We start from the raw sequence: 19177 nt of genomic DNA on the forward strand, positions 1-19177 counted from the left end.
CCTTACGAAACGCGGACACCGCGCCGCTCGGCGGTATGCGCGGCCTCGAACGCGGCCGCGCGATGCCACCCTGTGGGCATGGCAATCAGCACGGAAACCGGCCCCGGCCCCGATCCCGGTCGCGGCCCCGACCCCGAATCCGGGCCCGATCCGCGGGTCGCCCCCGGTGGCGTCGCCGGACGCGTCCTGGTCGTGGACGACGACCCGACCGTCTCGGAGGTCGTGGCGGGGTATCTGGAGCGCGCCGGCCTCACCGTGCACCGGGCCGGTGACGGCCCGGCCGCGCTGGAGGCCGCCGCCCGTCACCGGCCGGACCTGGTCGTCCTCGACCTGATGCTGCCCGGCATGGACGGTCTGGAGGTCTGCCGGCGCCTCCGCGCGAACGGACCCGGGACGCGCACGCTGCCCGTCGTGATGCTGACCGCGCGGGGTGACGAGGAGGACCGCATCCTGGGCCTGGAGGTCGGCGCCGACGACTACGTCACCAAGCCGTTCAGCCCGCGCGAGCTGGTCCTGCGCGTGATGTCGGTCCTGCGCAGGGCGTCCTCCCTCGCCCCGGCGGACCAGCCGGAACTGGCGGCGGGCGGACTGGCCGTGGACCCCGCGGCGCGTCGCGCGACGAAGGACGGAGTGGAACTGGCCCTCACCCTGAGGGAGTTCGACCTCCTCGCGTACTTCCTCCGGCACGCCGGACAGGTCTGCGACCGGGAGAGGCTGATGCGCGACGTCTGGGGCTGGGACTTCGGTGACCTCTCCACCGTCACCGTCCACGTCCGCAGACTCCGGGCGAAGATCGAGGAGGATCCCGCAGACCCGCAGCTGATCAGGACGGTATGGGGCGCCGGATACCGCTTCGAGGCACGCCCGCCCGTCGGGCCCGGTGCGGCGACGGGGACGGGGACGCGGCCAGGGACCGGGACGGGGACGGACGCCGCCCATGCGTGATGTGCTGCTCATCGCCCTCTACGCGCTCCTCGGCGCGGCGGCCGCCGGACTGCTCGGCGCCGTCGCGCTGCGGATACTGCGTCGGCGCAGCGTGGCCGCCTCCCTGGCCGTCGTCGCGGCGGTCGCCGTGTCCGCGATGCTCGCGGGGACCCTGTCCGTGGCCTGGGCCATGTTCCTCTCCTCCCACGACCTCACCGTGGTGACCACCGTCGTCGCGATGGCGGCCGTCGTGTCGCTCGGCACCGCACTGCTGCTGGGCCGGAGGGTCGTCCTGCGCTGCCGCGAGCTGCTCGGCGCGGCACGCGATTTCGGTGAGGAAGGCACCTTCACGGCTCCGGCCGCGCCGGCCCCCGCCGAGCTCACGGCACTGAGCCGTGAACTGGCCCTGACCAGCCGCCGTCTGGCCGCCTCGCGCGAACGCGAACGGGCCCTGGAGACGTCAAGGCGCGAGCTCGTCGCCTGGATCTCGCACGACCTGCGGACGCCGCTGGCCGGGCTGCGCGCCATGTCGGAGGCGCTGGAGGACGGTGTGGTGCCCGATCCGGACCGCTACCACCAGCAGATGCGCGCGGAAGTGGAGCGCCTCAACTCCATGGTCACCGACCTCTTCGAACTGTCCCGCATCCATGCCGGGGCGCTGTCGCTCAGCCCGACCCGCATCTCCCTCTACGACCTCGTGGGCGACGCCCTGGCGGGCGCGGACGCCCTGGCCCGTCAGCACGGTGTACGTCTCGCGGGCGGTTCCGTGGATCCGTTGCCCGTCGAGGTCGACGGAAAGGAGATGACCCGGGTCCTGTCGAACCTCCTGGTCAACGCCATCCGCCACACCCCGGCCGACGGCACCGTCGCCATCGCCGCCGAACGCCGGGCGAACGCGGTGGTCCTGTCCGTCACGGACGCCTGCGGCGGCATCCCCGAGGAGGACCTGCCCCGCGTCTTCGACACCGGCTGGCGGGGGAGCCGGGCCCGCACGCCTCCCTCGGGCGCGGGGCTGGGGCTGGCGATCGTCCGGGGCATCGTCGAAGCGCACGCCGGGCACGCCGACGTCCACAACGTACCCGGCGGCTGCCGCTTCGAACTGACCCTCCCGACCCCCGCGTGAATGCCAGGACGAGGCACCCTTCCGCGTGTCCGATCGCCGAGCCACGCCCCGGTCCGGCGCCCGCACCGAATCGCCCCACCGGCACCCGGAGGGACCTCAGCCGACGACACCCGCCGAGGCCCGCTGCCCCGCCCGGGCGAACTCGGCCATTCCGTCGGCGAACCCGACCTCCGCACGCCAGCCCAGCTCGTCACGCAGCCGGGCGGAGTCGGCGGTGATGTGCCGGACGTCGCCCAGGCGGAACTCGCCGGTCACCACGGGCGGGGGCCCGCCGTACGCGCGGGCGAGCGCCGATGCCATCTCGCCGACCGTGTGCGGATCCCCGCTGCCCGTGTTGTACGCGGTCAGCACCCCGGCGGCCGTACCGCCGACGGCCTCCAGAGCCACGACGTTCGCCGAGGCCACGTCCGCGACGTGGACGAAGTCCCGCCGCTGTGCGCCGTCCTCGAAGACCCGGGGAGCCTCGCCCCGGGCCAGCGCGGACCGGAAGAAGGAGGCCACCCCCGCGTAGGGGGTGTCGCGCGGCATCCCCGGTCCGTACACGTTGTGGTAGCGCAGCGAGACGGCACGCCCTCCCACACAGCGGGCCCACGACGCCGACAGGTGCTCCTGGGCCAGCTTCGTCGTCGCGTAGACGTTCCGGGGATCCGTCGGCGCGTCCTCGCGGACCAGGCCCGGGGCGAGTTCCGCCCCGCAGTCGGGGCAGCGGGGCTCGAAGAAGCCGGCCTCCAGTTCCTCCGTCAGCCGAGGCCCGGGACGGACCGTGCCGTGTGCCCCGCAGGTGTAGCGGCCCTCGCCGTACACCACCATCGACCCGGCGAGCACGAGCCTCCGGACCCCGGCGGCCGCCATCTCCGCCAGCAGCACCGCCGTGCCGAGATCGTTGCAGCCGACGTAGTCGGGGGCATCCGCGAAGTCCTTCCCGAGCCCGACCATCGCCGCCTGGTGGCACACCGCGTCCACCCCGCGCAGCGCCGCGCGGACCGCGCCGCCGTCCCGTACGTCGGCTCGGACGAACTCGGCGTCCGGCAGCGAGGGTGGACCGGGATGGGCGGCGGGCAGCAGGGCGTCGAGGACGACGGGGTCGTGCCCCCGGTCCTGGAGGGCGGTGACGATGTGGGAGCCGATGAACCCGGCTCCTCCGGTGACGAGTACGCGCATGCTCCGGACGCTACGCAGCGCGGGGCGGCGGTGCGGTGTCCCACGCCCGCACGTAAGAGTTCCGTCATACGCGACGGCCGGAGACACCGGCTCCAGCGAGCAGGAGGGGGTCCGGGTCAGGACGTCGAGGACTCCTCGTCGCCCCACGTCCACCCGGATCGCGGAAGGGGCAGGGCCGGGACCGACGAATTCGCTCCTGGCCGTTCAGCCCGAGCACGGTCGACGACCACCCCCGAGTCCCGTCCCCGCGCACGCGCTGCGCCATCGGAATGACATTCCGGGACGCGGCCGATCCACCCGGCCCGGAACACCGGAACGGGGGCGATCTCGCTTGCCACTCTGATCGGGAACGACGGCTTCGCACGGACCGGGAGCAGCACACCGAGCCCCGGACACCGTCGCCGACCCGACACCACGGAGGTTCCCGTGACCCACCCCGGTCTCCTCGCCCGCATCGAGGCCAAGCCCGAACACGCCGCGCAGGTCCAGGAACTCCTGGAGAACGCCCTGGAGCTCGCCCGAGGCGAGACGCAGACCGTCACCTGGTACTCGTTCAAGCTCGGACCGACCACCTTCGGCGTCTTCGACACCTTCGACGACGAAGCGGGACGCCAAGCCCACCTGAACGGCCCCATCGCGGCCGCCCTGATGGACATCGCGCCCACCCTCCTCGCCGGCGCCCCCGACATCCAGCACGTCGACGTCCTGGCCGCGAAGCTCCCGTGACCCCGCCACCGACTCCTCGGACTCCCACTCTCCCGCAGCGGATCAGAAGCCGTGCCCAGGCGCTGCTCGCGACGGGCCCACCGCCCGGCCCGGCCCGCCCGGGGTTCTGGCGCAGCCCGCTGCGGGGACCGTGGCTGACAGGGGTGTTCGGGCTCCTCCTGCTGGTCGGTGTCACGGTGCTGTTCGTGACGGGCCTGCTGTCGTACGCCGCCTACAACCCTGATCTGGCCCCGCTCAACGACCAGACTCCGGACAAGGGCTGGCTCGGCTTCTACCTGTTCACCTGGCCCACGTCCCCGTACTGGCTCTACCGGCTGACCCAGGGCACCCACACCGTCCTCGGTCTGGTCCTGGTCCCGGTCCTGCTGGCGAAGCTGTGGTCGGTGATCCCCAAGCTGTTCGCATGGCCGCCGTTGCGCTCGGCGGCCCACGCCCTGGAACGGCTCTCGGTGCTCCTGCTCGTCGGCGGCGCCGGCTTCACCTTCGTCACCGGCATCCTCAACATCCAGCTGAACTACATCTTCCCCGGCTCCTTCTACGTCCTGCACTTCTACGGCGCCTGGATCTTCATGGGCGCCTTCGTCGTCCACGTCGCCTTCCGGCTGCCCCGCGCCGTCCGCGCCGTGCGGGCCGGCCGGGACCACCAGCCCGAGTCCGGTACGGAGGAGGCCGCCGGTCTCGTGTCGCCGAACCCCGCTCCGCCGACCATCTCGCGCCGGGGCGCGGTCGCCCTGGTCGGTGCCGGCTCGCTCGCCCTGTTCCTCGTGACCGCCGGGCAGAGCGTCGGCGGCTGGTGGCGCCGGACCGCGGTACTGGCTCCGCACGGGCGGGACCCCGGGACCGGGCCCAACGGATTCCAGATCAACAAGACCGCCGCGTCCAGCGGAATCCGGCCCAGCGACATCGGCCCCGACTGGCGGCTGACCGTCCGAGGAGGCGGACGGCAGGTCGTGCTCACCCGCGCGATGCTGCTCGCCCTGCCCCAGACCGTCTCCGCCCTGCCCATCGCGTGTGTGGAGGGCTGGTCGACCCCCGACCAGGACTGGTCCGGGATCCGCCTCACCGACCTCGCCGCCCTCGTCGGCCTCGGCACCGACACCCCGCAGGTCCTGGTCGAGTCCGTCCAGCGCGGCGGAGCGTTCTCAACCGTCGTCCTGGCCCCCAACCAGGCCCGCGACACGCGGTCCCTGCTCGCGATGCGGGTCAACGGAGCCGACCTCTCCGCGGACCACGGCTATCCGGCCCGGGTGATCGTCCCGGGCGCGCCCGGTGTCCACAACACCAAGTGGGTGGGCCGCCTCACCTTCGGAGCACCCGCATGAGCCGTACCGCCCGCTCCCGGTCCTGGGCGTTCCGCCGGCGCTACGGCGCCTCGCCGCTGCACCTGCTCCTCGTCCTGGCCTCCTTCGCCCTGACCGTGTACGCCGGGATCCGGCTGCTCAGAGGCGACACCGTGGGAGTGGCGATCTGGTTCGTCGGCGCCGCGCTCCTCCACGACCTGGTCCTGCTTCCGCTGTACTCGGTGACCGACCGCGCCGCGCAGCGCCTGTGGCGCGCGGGCGCCACCGAGGGCGGTACGCCGCGGCCGAGCGTCAACTACTTCCGCGTCCCCGCCTTCGTCGCCGGCGTCCTCTTCCTCGTCTGGTGGCCGCTCATCCTCCAGCAGGGCGGCCACTACACCGCCGCCACCGGCCTGTCCACCGACGTGTTCCTGCCCCGCTGGCTCCTCATCACGGCCGGCCTGTTCCTCGCCTCGGCCCTCCTCCTCGTCGTCCGGACCTGGCTGCGGCTGCGCCCGCAGCGCAAGGAGCGCCGCGCGCGGGCCCGGGCCCGGAGGGCCACGCGCTGACGCTCCACCGGGGCTGACCGCCCCGGCCTGGACACCACCTCCGGGGCCCGGGCGTGAGCCATGGCAGCGGGGCCAGAGCGCCGTGCCCCGAGCGCCCCCGCCCATCCGTGGCCCCGGCGGGTCCGAATAGCCACCGAGTGGACGTGCCGAACGTTCCCGTACGAAGGCGGCTCCCATGATCACCCTGGTTCTGATCGGTCTGCTCGGCGGCCTGATCACAGCGGTCTCGCCGTGCATCCTGCCGGTCCTGCCCGTGGTGTTCCTGGCCGGCGGCCCTGGCACGGAGGCGCCGAAGTCGAACGGGCCCACGCCACCGGATCCGTCCGAGGCGCGGGCGGCGGGTGGTGTACGGCTCGACGCACCGCCGAAGGAGGCCTCCCGGCCCTCTCGCAACCGCAGGCCGTACGCCGTCGTCGCCGGGCTCGTGCTCAGCTTCGGCTTCTTCACCCTGCTCGGAGTCACGATCATCTCGGCGCTCGGGCTGCCCCAGGACATCCTGCGCTACATAGGCCTCTCCCTCCTGATCCTCATCGGCCTCGGGCTGATCTTCCCCGCCGTCGAGCGGATCCTGGAGAAGCCCTTCGCCCGGATTCCGCAACGCCAGGTCAACAAGGAGGGCAGCGCCTTCGTCCTCGGCCTGGGCCTCGGTCTCCTCTACGTCCCCTGCGCCGGACCCGTCCTCGCCGCGATCACCGTCGCCGGAGCACGCGGCGAGATCAACGCCGACATCGTCGCGCTCACCCTCTCCTTCGCCGTCGGCACCGCGATCCCCCTCCTCGTGTTCGCCCTCGCCGGCCGCCGCGTGGCGGAGCGCGTCGCGGCCTTCAGGACCCGCGCCCGAAAGCTCCGGATCGTGGCCGGTGCCCTCATGATCGGGCTGGCGTTCGCCCTCGCCTTCGACGTCACCACCGCCCTGCAGAAGGCGCTGCCCGACTACACGGCCTCGGCACAGAAGGCGGTCGAGGACAACGACACGGCCCGGCAGCAGCTCTCCGGCCTCTACGACAACTCCAACAAGGACCTCGCCCGCTGCGAGGACGGAATCGACCAGCTCCGCTCCTGCGGGGCCGCCCCGCAGATCGCCGGCATCGCCAAGTGGCTGAACACGCCCGGCGGCCGTCCCGTCGACCTCGCCGCCCTGCGCGGCCGCGTGGTCCTGATCGACTTCTGGACCTACTCCTGCATCAACTGCCAGCGCAGCCTGCCCCATGTCGAAGCCTGGGACCGCGCCTACCGGGACAAGGGACTGACCGTCATCGGCGTCCACTCGCCCGAGTTCGCCTTCGAGAAGAACGCGGGCAACGTCGCCGACCAGGCCCGCAAGCTCGGCGTCACCTACCCCGTGGCCCTCGACAACAAGCTCGACACCTGGGACAACTACCGCAACAGGTTCTGGCCCGCCAAGTACCTCATCGACGCCCGGGGAACCGTCCGCTACTTCACCTTCGGCGAGGGCCGGTACGCCCAGACCGAGAACCTCATCCGCGACCTCCTGACCCAGGCCGACCCCGGAGTCCGTCTCCCGCCCGCCACCGGTCAGAAGAACGACGACCTCACGTCCGGGCGCACCCCGGAGACCTACCTCGGCACCGGCCGCATCAACGGCTACGCGGGCACTCCCGCGCTCGTGAAGGACCGGACGACCGACTACGCCTATCCCGCCGACGGCCTCCGCCTGAACCAGCTCGCCCTCGCCGGGACGTGGAAGACGACCTACGACGAGTTCACCGCCGGGCCCGACGCCCGCCTCGCCCTCACCTACCGGGGGAAGAACGCCAACATCGTCCTCGCCGGAGAAGGCACCCTGACCGTGCTGGTCGACGGCAAGCAGACCACGACCCTCAAGGTGCACGGCTCACCCACGCTCTACCGCCTCACCGACGACGGGACCGCCCGCGAGGCCCATCTCGAACTCCGCTTCACCCCAGGACTCCAGGCCTTCGTCTTCACCTTCGGGTAAACCGGCCCGGGGCCGCCGGAGACCGGCGCCCTCCGCTCCATCGGACGGGCCTTCCCCGCCTCCTCCACCGGAGGCGGGGAAGGCCCGTCCCGCCTCTGCCGGAAGGACCGGTCCGGCTTCCACCGGAAGGACCCGTCCGGCTTCCACCGGGAAGGCCCGTACGTCCTCCGCCGGAAGGCTCAGCACGGCCGCCAGCGAGCGGGGCAGGACCTCCGCCCAGCCCAGAAGACGCAGTCCCCGCACGGCGGTCTCGTCGCGGCGGATCTCGAGCCCGGCACAGTCCGTCGCACGCCATCCCCTGTCCGCAGCCATGGGGACACCGTCGGGTCCGAGATCGCCCCGCCACGCCGCGCCTGCCCCGGACGGCGACGATTCCACCCGACCGGACCAGCCCGGACGCCGCCTCTTGCGCCAGGCGGGTGGCGTCCACCGCGTCCGCACATCCGGGACGTCCGTGACCACGAAGCCCCGATGAGCCGCCGGCCGCTCCGGCCGGGGGGATCCGATTCAGGAGTGCACATGCGAAACCGCACCATCACCGCCGCGACCGCCGTGGTGCTCGCCGCCCTCTGCGCGGCGCCCGCGCTCGCCACGCCTGACGACAGCCCGAGGACGCAGTCCGCGACGGCGCAGGCCGCGACGGACCACAGGGGCGGCCTGAGCGCGGTCGGCCTGACCCGTGACCAGCGGCTGGTCCAGTTCGATGTGAACAGGCCCTCCCGGACCTGGTCGCTGGGCAAGGTCGCGGGTCTCTCCGGTGACACCAAGCTCGTCGGCATCGACTTCCGCGTCCAGAACGAGAAGCTGTACGGCGTCGGAAACAGGGGCGGCGTCTACACCCTGAACACCACGAACGCCCGCGCCATGAAGGTGTCCCAGCTGACCGTCGCGCTCTCCGGGACGACGTTCGGCGTGGACTTCAACCCCGCCGCGAACCGGCTTCGCGTCATCTCGAACACCGGACAGAACCTGCGCCACAACATCGACGACGCGGCGGCCCCCCGGACCACCACCGTCGACGGCATGCTCACCAACCCCACCACGCCGCCCTCGACCGCCATGGGGGTGACCGGCGCCGCCTACACCAACAACGACCTGAACACGGCGACCGCGACGACCCTGTTCGGCCTCGACACGATGGCGGACCGGATCTCCCTCCAGTCGCCCGCCAACGCCGGCACCCTCGCCCCCACCGGCAACCTCGGCGTCAACGCCGACCCGGACGCCGGATTCGACATCTACTTCGACGCGGCGGCCGGCATGAACCACGGCTTCGCCGCCATCGGTACGGGCGGCGCCTACCGCCTCTACTCCGTGAACCTGCTGGCGGGCAAGGCCACCGACAAGGGCGCCTTCCCGAGGAACTACCAGGTCACCGACCTCGCCCTGCCCATCGGCCAGAAGTAGTCCTCCGCCGCCCGACCCTCGTCCGTGGGCGGCCGCATCCCCGCGACCGCCCACGGACGGTGCCGTTCACTCCGCAGGGGCCTGCGCGTACCAGGCGGCGGGCGTCGCGGGCATCGCCGACGTGCCGTCCCGGGTGGGACGGACGCAGAGGATCTGGTCGACGCCCATGCGGCCCTCGCCGAACGCGATCGCCGCGCCCGCCAGATAGAGGCGCCACACCCGGGTGGTGGCCGTCCCGACGAGCTTCTCGAAGGCGTCCGCACCCTCGTCGAGGCGGGAGCGCCACGCGTCGATCGTGGTCGTGTAGTGCTCGCGGAGCGACTCCACGGAACGGGCCTCCAGCCCGGTGGCCTCCAGGACGTCCAGCGTCCGGCCGACGGGACGCATGTGCATGTCGGGGGCGATGTACGTCTCGATGAAGGCGCCCCCGCCCGGCGCCAGGGCGCCGCGGGACATCTGCTGGATCAGGACCCGGCCCTCGGGCCGCAGCACGTCGTGCAGCCGGGTGGCGAAGGCGGGGTACTCGGCGTCGCCGACGTGCTCGCCCATCTCGACGGCCGCCGCCGCGTCGTAGCCCCCGCCGTCGATGTGCCGCCAGTGCCGCAGCTGCACGTCCACGAGGTCCGCCACTCCCTCGCGCGCGGCGCGCGCGGTGACGAAGGCGTGCTGGGCGGCGGAGAGGGTGACGGCGGTGACCCTCGCCTTGTGCTCCCTGGCGGCGTGCAAGGTCAGGGAACCCCAGCCGCAGCCGACGTCGAGCAGGCGGTCGCCGGGGCGCAGGCCGAGTTTCCGGCAGATCAGTTCGAGCTTGTCGCGCTGGGCGTCCGCCAGCGTGTACGCCGGGTCGTCGGGGCGCGTCCAGTAGGCGCAGGAGTACGCCATCGACTCGTCGAGGAGCAGTTCGTAGAAGTCGTTGGAGAGGTCGTAGTGGTGGCTGATCGCGGCCCGGTCCCGCGAGGCGCTGTGCAGGCTGCCGGTCAGGCGCGCCCGCCCGTCCGGTCGGCGCGGGGGCGGGCCCGCCGCGCCGAGTCGTACGGCGAGGGCGGCGGCCGCCGCGAGCGCGGCCGGTCCGGGGCGCGCCGCCTGCCGGTCGCGGACGGTGCGGCCGGCCCGGGACAGGGCCTCGGCGAGGTCGCCGTCGACGTCGAGGTCGCCGGCGACGTAGGCCTCGGCGAGCCCGAGTTCGCCCGGCTGCCAGAGCAGGCGCCGCAGGGCGTCGGGGGAGCGGAGCACGACCAGGGGCGCGTCCTGCGGCCCCGCGTGGCTGCCGTCCCAGGCGCGCAGCCGGACCGGGAGCGGGCCGGGGAGGAAGTGGCCGATGAGCTGGGCGAGACGGTCGGCGGTGGACGTCATCGAACGGTCCCTTCGGTGAGGAGGAGCTGGCGGACGTCGAGATAGCCGGAGCGGAACCCCGCCTCGGAGTAGGCGAGGTAGAACTCCCACATGCGGGGGAAGACGTCGTCGAAGCCGAGGGCGGCGACGGCGGGGCGCCTGCTGGTGAACCTCTCCCGCCACAGGCGGAGGGTCTCCGCGTAGTGCTCGCCGTGGCCGCTGTCCGCGACCGTGGTCAGGCCGGCGTGGGCCGAGTGTTCGGCGATGGCCCGGCGGGAGGGGATCAGGCCGCCGGGGAAGACGTACTTGCTGATCCACGTGTGGGTGGCCGCGGTGTGGAGCATCTGCCGGTGGCCCATGGTGATGGCCTGGAGGGCGATCCGGCCGCCGGGGGCGAGCGCGCGGCGCAGCGCGGTGAAGTAGGCGGGCCAGTACTCGGCACCGACCGCTTCGATCATCTCGACGCTGACCACGGCGTCGTGGCGTCCTTCGATGTCGCGGTAGTCGCGGAGCTGGACCTCGACCCGGTCGGCGAGCCCGGCGTCCGCGATGCGCGCGCGGGCCAGGGCGGCCTGTTCCGAGGAGAGGGTCAGGGTGGTCACTCGCGCGCCGCGCGCGGCGGCGCGCAGCGCGAGCTCGCCCCAGCCGGTGCCGATCTCCAGGAGCCGCGTGCCCTCCCCGACCCGGGCGAGGTCCAGGAGCCGGTCGATCTTGCGGTGCTGGGCGCGTTCCAGCGCGTCGAACCGGGCGGGAAGCGTGCTGAACAGGGCGGCGGAGTAGGTGAGCGTGGGGTCGAGGAACGCCGCGAACAGGTCGTTGGACAGGTCGTAGTGCCGCCCGATGTTGTCGCGGGCCCCGGCGCGGGTGTTCCGGTCGCCGGAGGGGCGGGCGGACACCCACAGGGAGCGCAGGGTGCGCAGCGGGGCGGGCACCAGGTCGTCGACGTGCTGGGCGAGGACGGTCAGGACTCCGGCCAGGTCGTCGCTGTCCCATTCCCCGGCCATGTACGACTCGCCGAAGCCGATCAGTCCGTCGCGGCCGATGCGCCGGTGGAAGGCCTCTTCGTCGTGGACCGTCAGTACGGGGCCGGTGGCGGGACCGTCGGCGCTCCCGGTCAGCGACAGCCGTTCCAGGGCCCGGCCGACGAGGAGGCGGGACACGGACGTCCGCAGCCTGCTCGCCGACGGCGGCCGGGCCACGTCGGGCCAGCGGTCGGCGTCGACGCCCGCGCCGGGGACGGAGGGCGCGGGAGCCGTGGGCCCGGGGGCCGGACGCGCCTGCGAGGGGACGCCGACGGCGTGTTCGGGCCGCGGGAGGCTCCGGGAGGTGAGCGTGGGTCGGGTCACGGCAGCATGCCTTTCTGCGGGGTGTGGCGGGGACGGGGCTGTACGGGCAGTCCACGCATCAGCAGGTGGATGCCGTGGCGGCGGATGCCGGCCCACACGGCGGCCGTGGACCAGGGCCTGCGTGCGGCGGCCGACAGCAGGGAGGACGTCGTGGCGGGCCGGCGGCGGCCCCGGACGACGGCGGTGAACGCGCGGCCGTCCGCGTTCTCCAGGTGGACGGTCAGGTTCAGGCGTTCGCCGGGCAGCGGCAGGCGCATCCGGTAGCGTCCCTCGACCGCGAAGAACGGCGAGACGTAGAACTCCTTCTCGACCTCGGCCTCGTCGGTCTCGTCCGTCCGCAGCAGGTAGCAGTGGCGTTCGCCGTAGGTGTTGTGGACTTCGGCCACGACGCACACGAGGGCGCCGGACGGGTCGTGACACCAGTACACGGTCAACGGGTTGAAGACGTACCCGAACACCCTGGCGTGTGCCAGCATGACCACGCGCCCGCCCCTCAGGTCGACGCCGTGGGCGGCGAGGTAGGCGTCGAGCCCGGCACGGATGGATCCCGAGGTGCCGCCGAAGTGGTCCCGGGGGTCGAAGCGGGCGAGCGGCCGGAGCGGCCGGGGCAGCACCGGCGGCCGGTCGGGGTCCACGCACCACAGATAGGTGCGGTGCCGCAGGGTATGACGCAGCGGCGTGCGCCGGACGTGCGTGATGACGCACTCGTACAGCGCGGCGGACGTCACCCCGCCGCCCGGGGAGGCCGGTGATATGACGCTTCGTCCGACCGACGTCACCAGTCCACCCCCAGGGAGCGCGCCGCCTCCACACCGGAGCGGCAGCCGTCCTCGTGGAACCCCCAGCCGTGCCAGGCTCCGGCGTACGCGGTCACACCCGTGTTGAGGCGGGGGAGTTCGGTCTGTGCCGCCACCGAGGCCGGTGTGTACACCGGGTGCTCGTAGACCATCCGCTCGACGACCCGGTCCGCGGCGATGCCGTCCTCGCCGCCCAGGGTGACGACGTAGCCGGAACCGACGGGCAGCCGTTGGAGCCGCTCCATGTCGTAGCTGACGTGGACGGGGTCGACCGAGGGGGTGCAGCCCGCCATGCGGTAGTTCCAGCTGGCGCGGGCGCGCCGAGAGCGGGGCAGGACCGAGGTGTCGCGGTGCAGCACGGTGGGGTTCCGCGAGTACCGGAAGGCACCCAGGAGCCGGCTCTCGTCGGCGGTGGGGTCGGCGAGCAGGCGCAGCGCCTGGTCGGGGTGGGTGGCGATGACCACGGCGTCGTAGGTCTCGGCGTCGCCGTCGCGGGTCGTGACCACCGCGCTGTCCCCGGTGCGCCGGACGGTCTCGACGGGACTGCCGGTCAGGACGCGCTCGATCCGCTTGGCGGCGGCCTCGACATAGGCGGAGGACCCGCCGGTGACGGTCTTCCACTGCGGGGAGCCCGTCACGGACAGCAGGCCGTGGTGGTCCAGGAACCTGAACAGGTAGACGGCCGGATAGGACAGGGCCGTGCGCGCGGGGCAGGACCACACCGCGGCCACGAGGGGAAGCGCGAAGTGGCTGACGAAGTAGGGGGAGAACCCGCCCCGGCGCAGGAACTCCCCGAACGTGAGACCCGCGGGGCCCCCGCGGGCGAGCAGACGGCGGGCACCCCGGTGGAAGACGGGGACCTCGGCGAGCAGCCGCAGGTAGCGGCCCCGCAGCGAGGCCCTGGACGCGAAGAGCCCCGCCGCGCCCCGGGCGCCCGCGTACTCCAGGCCGCAGCCGTCGCACCGCACCGACATGCTCATCTCGGCGTCCTGCGTGCCGATCCCCAGCTCCCGGAACAACCGCAGCAGCGTGGGATAGGTGCGCTCGTTGTGCACGATGAATCCCGAGTCCACCGCGACCGCCCGGCCGCCGGGCGCGGCCAGTTCGCGGGTGTGGGCGTGCCCGCCGAGCCGCCCGTCCGCCTCGTACAGGGTGACCCGGCACGAGGCCGACAGGACGTGGGCGGCGGACAGACCCGCCACCCCCGCACCGACGACCGCCACCTTCCGGTATTGCTCCACAAGCGCTCCCGCCACTCGACACGCAGCCCGGCCACTGCCTTTCACCCGTACTTCGCAGCGGTCGGGCAGCCGGATTGGAGTGATCCACCGACGGCGTGCGGGGATCCTTCCCGTCCGAACCGTCAGGCGGGCAGGGCCATCAGGAGCAGGGGAGCGGTGGTGGGCGCGGTCGAACCGCCGGCGGGTTCGAGGGTGAGACCGACCGCCCCCGCGTCGGCCGGGTCTCCGGTGAGCACGACGGTCCCGTCGCGGTCGACGAATCCGGCCGGGCGCATCGTGCCGTCGTGGTCGAGCCACAGCTGGTACGTCCGGCCCGCGGCGGGCGCGGGCAGGCCGGTGACGCTGAAGACGGCCGCGTTCTGCCGGGCGGAGGCGACGACGGTGGTGAACGCCCCGTTGGCGGCCCGTCCGTGGACCGTGCGCGCGTCGGAGGCGGCCAGTACGGCACTGACGGCGTCGAGCTGCCGCTGGGACCGGCGGGCCTGCTGCTCGAAGTCCTGCGCGTGCTGGGACTGCCACACCGCGGTGCCGCCGAGCACGGCCGCGACCACACTGGCGGCCAGGGCCAGTGACAGGGCCCGGCGGCGCAGCGCGCCGCCGAGCGCGGGCACGGCGGCGGGAGCCGGAAGACGGGGCGGAAGCTGGCGCACACCGTCGACGGCGGACATGACCCGGGTCTTGGCCGCCACGGGCGGTGCCTGGGCGACGGCCGCCGCCAGACGCGCGGCGGTCGCCCGGAACTCCGAGGCCTCCTCCCGGCAGGACTCGCACGTCCGCAGGTGCTCCTCGAAGCCCGCGCTTTCGGCGGAGTCGAGAGCCCCCAGGGCATAGGCCGCGGAGAGCGTGTGGGCGTCGGTCACGTGCTGTTTCATGTGGTCACCCCCATGCAGTCGCGCAGCCGGATCAGCCCGTCGCGCATGCGTGTCTTGATGGTCGGAAGAGGCGTTCGCAGGGTCTCGGCGACCTCTCGGTACGTCAGCCCCTGGTAATAGGCGAGGGTCACCGCCTGACGTTGCAGCTCCGTCAGGCCCCGGACGCACCGTCGGACCTGCTCGGACTCCAGCCGGATCTCGACCTGTTCGGCGACCTCGTCGAAGGCGGTGGCGTGCTCGCGGGCGGCCTGGGCCTGCTCGCGGTCGGAGGCGGCCTGGGCGGACCTGACGCGGTCCACGGCCCTCCGGTGGGCGATCGTCGCCGCCCAGGTGGTCACGGAGCCGGCCTCGGGCCGGTAGCGCGCGGCCTGCCGCCACAGGTCGATCATCACCTCCTGCGCGACCTCCTCGGACTGGGCCCGGTCCCGCACGACCTTGACCACGATCCCGAACACCAGGGGCGCGAGGCCGTCGTAGAGGACGGAGAAGGCCTGTTTGTCCCCGTGTGCGACCCGCCGCATGACATCGGCCAGGTCGGTACGGTCCGAGGCGGCGGGCCCGGTGCCGAGGGGGAACGGTCGGGTCACCGGCGCCGCTCCGGCCGTGCCGAGGAGGCGAAGGGACGGCCGGGTGCGGTCGTCGGGGGGCGGAGCGTCCATCGCATGTCTGTCCTTGACTGTTCGCTCGGACGGCGGCACGGCCCTTTCGGGACGTTCCGCCACCTCTGGAGGGGGGCGTGTCAGCGGTGCTTCGTAGCGGACGGGCCTGCGGATGGGCCGGATGCGTCACCCTCGCTCCCGACTTCTGACCCGTTCGAGGGAACCGGGACGAACCGGCCCAGCCGACGGGCGGAGCGCGGCGAAGGCACGTGTGGGGGAGTCGCCGGAGGTTCCGCGACTTCCCGCAGGCCGAGCGGATCCGCCGCCCGGTCTCCGACGTTCCCAGGAGGTAGTCGAGATGATCCGTGCACGACGTGGTCTCGCGGTGGCGGTGGCGGCCGGCGCCGTCGTGATGGGCGGCGCGGCGATGGCTTCGGCCGACGCCGGGGCCCAGGGCGTGGCCGCGTACTCCCCGGGAGTGGGCTCGGGCAACGTCGTCCAGGTGCCCGTCCACATCCCGGTCAACGTCTGCGGCAACACCGTCAGCGTCATCGGGCTGCTGAACCCGACCTTCGGCAACACCTGCGTCAACGCCTGACGCACGCTCCGAAGAAGCCCCGGTCCGCGGGCGCATGACGAGGCGGCCGCGGACCGGTGACCCGGCCCGGCGTGGGCACACGGCTGTTCCGGGGAAGCCGGATGCCCGCAGGGACGGTGCGCCGGGCGGGTCGGCCGCGGGTGGCTGCCGACACAGCCACCCGCGGCCATCGCCTACCAGGTGAGTACGGCGATGACCTGCTTGCCGCGGCGCGAGGGACTGACGAAGAGGTCCGCCCCGAGGGCCCGGACGATGCGCAGACCGCGCCCTCCCGGATCGACGCGGCCGCACGCGCCGCGCGGACCGGCCCGGACCGCCGAGCCGTCGCTGACGGCGACGCCCGCCCGCCCCGGCTCCAGACCGAGGGTCAGCGCGTAGGGGCCGTCGGCGTGCAGGACCGCGTTGGTGACCAGCTCCGAGACGATGAGGACGAGATCCTCCGTGACGCGGGGCGGACACCAGCCCTCCTCCCGTTCCAGAAGCAGCGCCGCTGCCGCCCGGGCCCGTACCGCCGCCCGAGCGTCCGACGGAAGAGGGACGTGCACCGTCGCCGGGCCCGTTCGCGTCGTGGTGGCTGTGCTCATGACTGCCCCTCAGTGTCGGCGGCCCTCCGTGGCTCTGAGCCCGACGGACGACCGCGGCTGGTAGGTCGGCAGGTGCGCCCCCTCGCCCGCGACATCTTCCAGAAGTGATTCGCCGCGACGCGTCGGGCGGATGGCCCGCGACCCGCGAGGGCGTCGACCGTTCCGTCGAGAGGAGCGGGCGTGACTCACAAGGGAACGGCAGTACGCAAGTTCACTCGTTCGAGGGTCATACCAATCCGCCGGGCGGGGGTCGCCGAATGCCGACTGTGACCAGCTTCCGCAACACCCTCTCCCGCGCCGTACCGGCCGCCCTGGCCGGACTTCTGGCCGCCTTCACGGCGCTCGCCGTGGCCGAGCTGGTCGCCGGGCTCGTGCGTCCCGCGGCGGGACCGGTGACCGTGGTGGGCGGCGCGGTGATCGACCGGACGCCGGCCGCGGTGAAGGACTTCGCGATCCGGCAGTTCGGCCAGAACGACAAGACCGTGCTCCAGCTGGGCATCCTCGCCGTCCTCGCCCTCATCGCCATCGCTCTGGGCCTGATCGCCCTGCGGTATCGGATGCTCGGCGCCGCCGGCGTGCTGCTGTTCGGCGTCGTCGGCGCCGCCGCGGCCCTCAGCCGCCCGGACTCCACGGGCATCGGTGACGTGCTCCCCTCGATCGTCGGAGCTCTCGCGGGCGCCGTCACCCTCTACGTCCTGACGTCCAAGGCGGCCCGCCCGGCCGCCGAGGGAGGATCCGACGGGTGGAGCAGGCGGGGGTTCCTGACCGCGGCCGGCGTGACCGCCGTCGGGGCGACCTCGGCGGGCGTGCTCGGGCGGTACCTGTCCGGGCGGCAGGGCGAGGGCGCCATCGCCTCACGCGAGAAGCTCGTCCTGCCCGCACCGGCCTCACCCGCCCCCGCCATTCCGGCCGGCGCACGGCTGAAGGCCGCCGGGATCAGCCCCTTCACCACCCCGAACCGGGACTTCTACCGCGTCGACACCGCCCTCACCGTGCCCAAGGTGGACGCGGGGACCTGGCGGCTGCGGATCCACGGCAAGGGCGTCGCCCGCCCGGTCACGTACACCCTCGCCGAGCTCCTGGCCCGCCCCCTCATCGAACGCGACATCACCCTCACCTGCGTCTCGAACGAGGTCGGCGGCCCGTACGTCGGGAACGCGCGCTGGCTCGGCGTCCCCCTGCGCGACCTGCTCCGGGAAGCCGGCGTCCGGCCCCCGTCCGGCGGAGGCACGGCCGATCAGCTCGTGGCCCGCTCGGTGGACGGCATGACGCTCGGCTCACCCGTCGAGGACGTGATGGACGGACGCGACGCGATGCTCGCCGTCGGCATGAACGGCGAACCCCTTCCCTTCGACCACGGATTCCCGGTCCGCATGCTCGTCCCCGGCCTGTACGGCTACGTCTCCGCCTGCAAGTGGATCGAGTCCCTCGAACTCACCACCTTCGACACGTACGACCCCTACTGGGTCAAGCGAAAGTGGGCCCGTCGTGCGCCGATCAAGACGCAGGCGCGCATCGACACCCCGAAGCCCTTCGCCCGCCCGGCCGCCGGAACCGTGACCGTCGCGGGCGTCGCCTGGGCCCAGCACCGGGGCATCGACCGGGTCGAGATCCGCGTCGACGACGGACCGTGGCAGGACACCGACCTCGCCGCACAGGACACGCTCGACACCTGGCGCCAGTGGTCCTACCGCTGGCAGCCCGCGCCCGGCGGACACACGATCACCGTCCGCGCCACCGACGGCACCGGACAGGTGCAGACCGAACAGCGCGCCCGGACCATCCCCGACGGAGCGAGCGGCTGGCACAGCGTCTTCGTCACCGTCCCCTAGACCCCCGGGGACGGCCCAGGGGCCGCCCCCGGCAGCACCACCGCACCACCCTTTTCCGAACCGCAGTTCTCAAGGAGTAGAAGAAGATGAACAGCTCGAAGATCCGCCGTACCGCGATCGCCGCCGCCGCCGCGGCCCTGCTGCCCTTCGCCCTGGCCGCGTGCTCCGACTCCGGCGACACCAAGGCGGCTCCTCCGGCGGCCGCCGGGGACCAGGCGAAGACGGACGCGAGCACCCCGCCGGCCGACTCGATGACCGACGACCAGCCCTTCGGCCCGGCCTGTGCCGGGGTTCCCAAGGACGGCGCCGGCTCGTTCGACGGCATGGCCAAGGACCCCGTGGCCACCGCCGCTTCGAACAACCCGGCCCTGTCGACGCTCGTCACCGCCGTGAAGAAGGCCGGTCTGGTGGACACGCTGAACAACGCGAAGGACATCACGGTCTTCGCGCCGACCAACGACGCCTTCGCGAAGATCCCGAAGGCGGACCTGGACAAGGTCCTGGCCGACAAGGCGACGCTGACCAAGATCCTCACGTACCACGTCGTGGGTCAGAAGCTGACCCCGAAGCAGCTGGAGAACGGCTCCTTCGAGACCCTGGAGAAGGGCAAGATCACCACGGCCGGCTCGGGCGAGTCCTACAAGGTCAACGGCACCGCGAGCGTGGTCTGCGGCAACGTCAAGACGGCCAACGCCAACGTCTACATCATCGACACCGTCCTGATGCCGAAGTAGTTCCTCCCCGAGGCCCATGGACGCCGGTCCGATGCCGGAGCAACGCCTCTCCGAGACCTTGGACGCCGTCCTGACGCCGAAGTGACGCCTCC

At 73.1% G+C, this 19177-nt stretch carries 18 protein-coding genes; 10 read left to right on the forward strand and 8 right to left on the reverse strand.

What is annotated here, in order from left to right:
• Positions 1 to 78 precede the first annotated feature (78 nt).
• Both ACFYXU_RS22675 and ACFYXU_RS22680 read left to right on the forward strand, forming a co-directional pair.
• Positions 79 to 945 (forward strand): response regulator transcription factor, encoded by an 867-nt coding sequence (locus ACFYXU_RS22675; protein WP_389459532.1) that lies wholly within the window; start codon positions 79 to 81, stop codon positions 943 to 945.
• Entirely contained in the window at positions 938 to 2047 is a 1110-nt protein-coding gene (locus ACFYXU_RS22680; protein WP_389459534.1) for a sensor histidine kinase, read from the forward strand. Before ACFYXU_RS22675 ends, ACFYXU_RS22680 begins: the two co-directional genes overlap by 8 nt.
• 96 nt (positions 2048 to 2143) lie before the next feature.
• Here ACFYXU_RS22680 and ACFYXU_RS22685 read toward each other — a convergent pair whose 3' ends face one another.
• The gene (locus tag ACFYXU_RS22685) at positions 2144 to 3208 is read right to left on the reverse strand and encodes an NAD-dependent epimerase/dehydratase family protein (RefSeq protein WP_389459538.1); all 1065 of its coding nucleotides are present in this window, start codon (positions 3206 to 3208) and stop codon (positions 2144 to 2146) included.
• 426 nt (positions 3209 to 3634) lie between these two features.
• On the opposite strand from ACFYXU_RS22685, the gene ACFYXU_RS22690 reads away from it, so the two are divergent.
• From ACFYXU_RS22690 to ACFYXU_RS22710, 5 genes are all read left to right on the forward strand, one after another.
• Entirely contained in the window at positions 3635 to 3934 is a 300-nt protein-coding gene (locus tag ACFYXU_RS22690; RefSeq protein ID WP_376516774.1) for a putative quinol monooxygenase, read from the forward strand.
• Between the two features lie 62 nt (positions 3935 to 3996).
• On the forward strand, positions 3997 to 5256 hold the full coding sequence (locus tag ACFYXU_RS22695) for a molybdopterin-dependent oxidoreductase (protein WP_389459682.1): 1260 nt from the start codon (positions 3997 to 3999) through the stop codon (positions 5254 to 5256).
• Positions 5253 to 5783: a hypothetical protein gene (locus ACFYXU_RS22700; RefSeq protein ID WP_389459543.1), complete on the forward strand. Its 531-nt coding sequence runs from the start codon at positions 5253 to 5255 to the stop codon at positions 5781 to 5783. The genes ACFYXU_RS22695 and ACFYXU_RS22700 overlap by 4 nt, the downstream gene beginning before the upstream one ends.
• A 175-nt stretch (positions 5784 to 5958) precedes the next feature.
• Positions 5959 to 7743 (forward strand): cytochrome c biogenesis protein DipZ, encoded by a 1785-nt coding sequence (locus ACFYXU_RS22705; protein WP_376516778.1) that lies wholly within the window; start codon positions 5959 to 5961, stop codon positions 7741 to 7743.
• Positions 7744 to 8262: 519 nt separating this feature from the next.
• Positions 8263 to 9150 carry a DUF4394 domain-containing protein gene (locus tag ACFYXU_RS22710; protein WP_389459547.1) on the forward strand — a complete coding sequence of 296 codons (888 nt, stop codon included), beginning with the start codon at positions 8263 to 8265 and terminating at the stop codon, positions 9148 to 9150.
• Positions 9151 to 9216: 66 nt separating this feature from the next.
• Here the strand turns inward: ACFYXU_RS22710 and ACFYXU_RS22715 are convergent, their stop codons facing one another.
• From ACFYXU_RS22715 to sigK, 6 genes are all read right to left on the reverse strand, one after another.
• Positions 9217 to 10503 carry a class I SAM-dependent methyltransferase gene (locus ACFYXU_RS22715; RefSeq protein WP_389459550.1) on the reverse strand — a complete coding sequence of 429 codons (1287 nt, stop codon included), beginning with the start codon at positions 10501 to 10503 and terminating at the stop codon, positions 9217 to 9219.
• Positions 10500 to 11828, reverse strand: coding sequence for a class I SAM-dependent methyltransferase (locus ACFYXU_RS22720; RefSeq protein WP_389459553.1), 1329 nt, complete (start codon positions 11826 to 11828; stop codon positions 10500 to 10502). Before ACFYXU_RS22720 ends, ACFYXU_RS22715 begins: the two co-directional genes overlap by 4 nt.
• On the reverse strand, positions 11825 to 12556 hold the full coding sequence (locus ACFYXU_RS22725; protein WP_389459556.1) for a DUF1365 domain-containing protein: 732 nt from the start codon (positions 12554 to 12556) through the stop codon (positions 11825 to 11827). Before ACFYXU_RS22725 ends, ACFYXU_RS22720 begins: the two co-directional genes overlap by 4 nt.
• A gap of 47 nt (positions 12557 to 12603) precedes the next feature.
• Positions 12604 to 13866 (reverse strand): NAD(P)/FAD-dependent oxidoreductase, encoded by a 1263-nt coding sequence (locus ACFYXU_RS22730; RefSeq protein WP_376516788.1) that lies wholly within the window; start codon positions 13864 to 13866, stop codon positions 12604 to 12606.
• Positions 13867 to 13988: 122 nt separating this feature from the next.
• Positions 13989 to 14738, reverse strand: coding sequence for an anti-sigma factor domain-containing protein (locus tag ACFYXU_RS22735; RefSeq protein ID WP_389406975.1), 750 nt, complete (start codon positions 14736 to 14738; stop codon positions 13989 to 13991).
• Positions 14735 to 15325 carry an ECF RNA polymerase sigma factor SigK gene (sigK, locus tag ACFYXU_RS22740; RefSeq protein ID WP_376516796.1) on the reverse strand — a complete coding sequence of 197 codons (591 nt, stop codon included), beginning with the start codon at positions 15323 to 15325 and terminating at the stop codon, positions 14735 to 14737. Before sigK ends, ACFYXU_RS22735 begins: the two co-directional genes overlap by 4 nt.
• A gap of 370 nt (positions 15326 to 15695) precedes the next feature.
• On the opposite strand from sigK, the gene ACFYXU_RS22745 reads away from it, so the two are divergent.
• Positions 15696 to 15935, forward strand: a complete 240-nt coding sequence (locus ACFYXU_RS22745) for a chaplin (protein WP_376516792.1) — start codon at positions 15696 to 15698, stop codon at positions 15933 to 15935.
• A gap of 173 nt (positions 15936 to 16108) precedes the next feature.
• Here ACFYXU_RS22745 and ACFYXU_RS22750 read toward each other — a convergent pair whose 3' ends face one another.
• A complete protein-coding gene (locus ACFYXU_RS22750) occupies positions 16109 to 16519 on the reverse strand; it encodes an ATP-binding protein (protein ID WP_376510059.1) in 411 nt (136 codons plus the stop codon).
• Positions 16520 to 16776: 257 nt separating this feature from the next.
• Here ACFYXU_RS22750 and ACFYXU_RS22755 point away from each other — a divergent pair, with 257 nt between their 5' ends.
• Together ACFYXU_RS22755 and ACFYXU_RS22760 are read left to right on the forward strand one after the other, a co-directional pair.
• Positions 16777 to 18351 carry a molybdopterin-dependent oxidoreductase gene (locus ACFYXU_RS22755; RefSeq protein WP_389459560.1) on the forward strand — a complete coding sequence of 525 codons (1575 nt, stop codon included), beginning with the start codon at positions 16777 to 16779 and terminating at the stop codon, positions 18349 to 18351.
• Positions 18352 to 18437: 86 nt separating this feature from the next.
• Positions 18438 to 19085 (forward strand): fasciclin domain-containing protein, encoded by a 648-nt coding sequence (locus ACFYXU_RS22760; RefSeq protein WP_389459563.1) that lies wholly within the window; start codon positions 18438 to 18440, stop codon positions 19083 to 19085.
• The last annotated feature ends 92 nt before the right edge of the window (positions 19086 to 19177 follow it).

It is taken from the genome of Streptomyces sp. NPDC002232 (assembly GCF_042890295.1).
GTDB lineage: Bacteria > Actinomycetota > Actinomycetes > Streptomycetales > Streptomycetaceae > Streptomyces.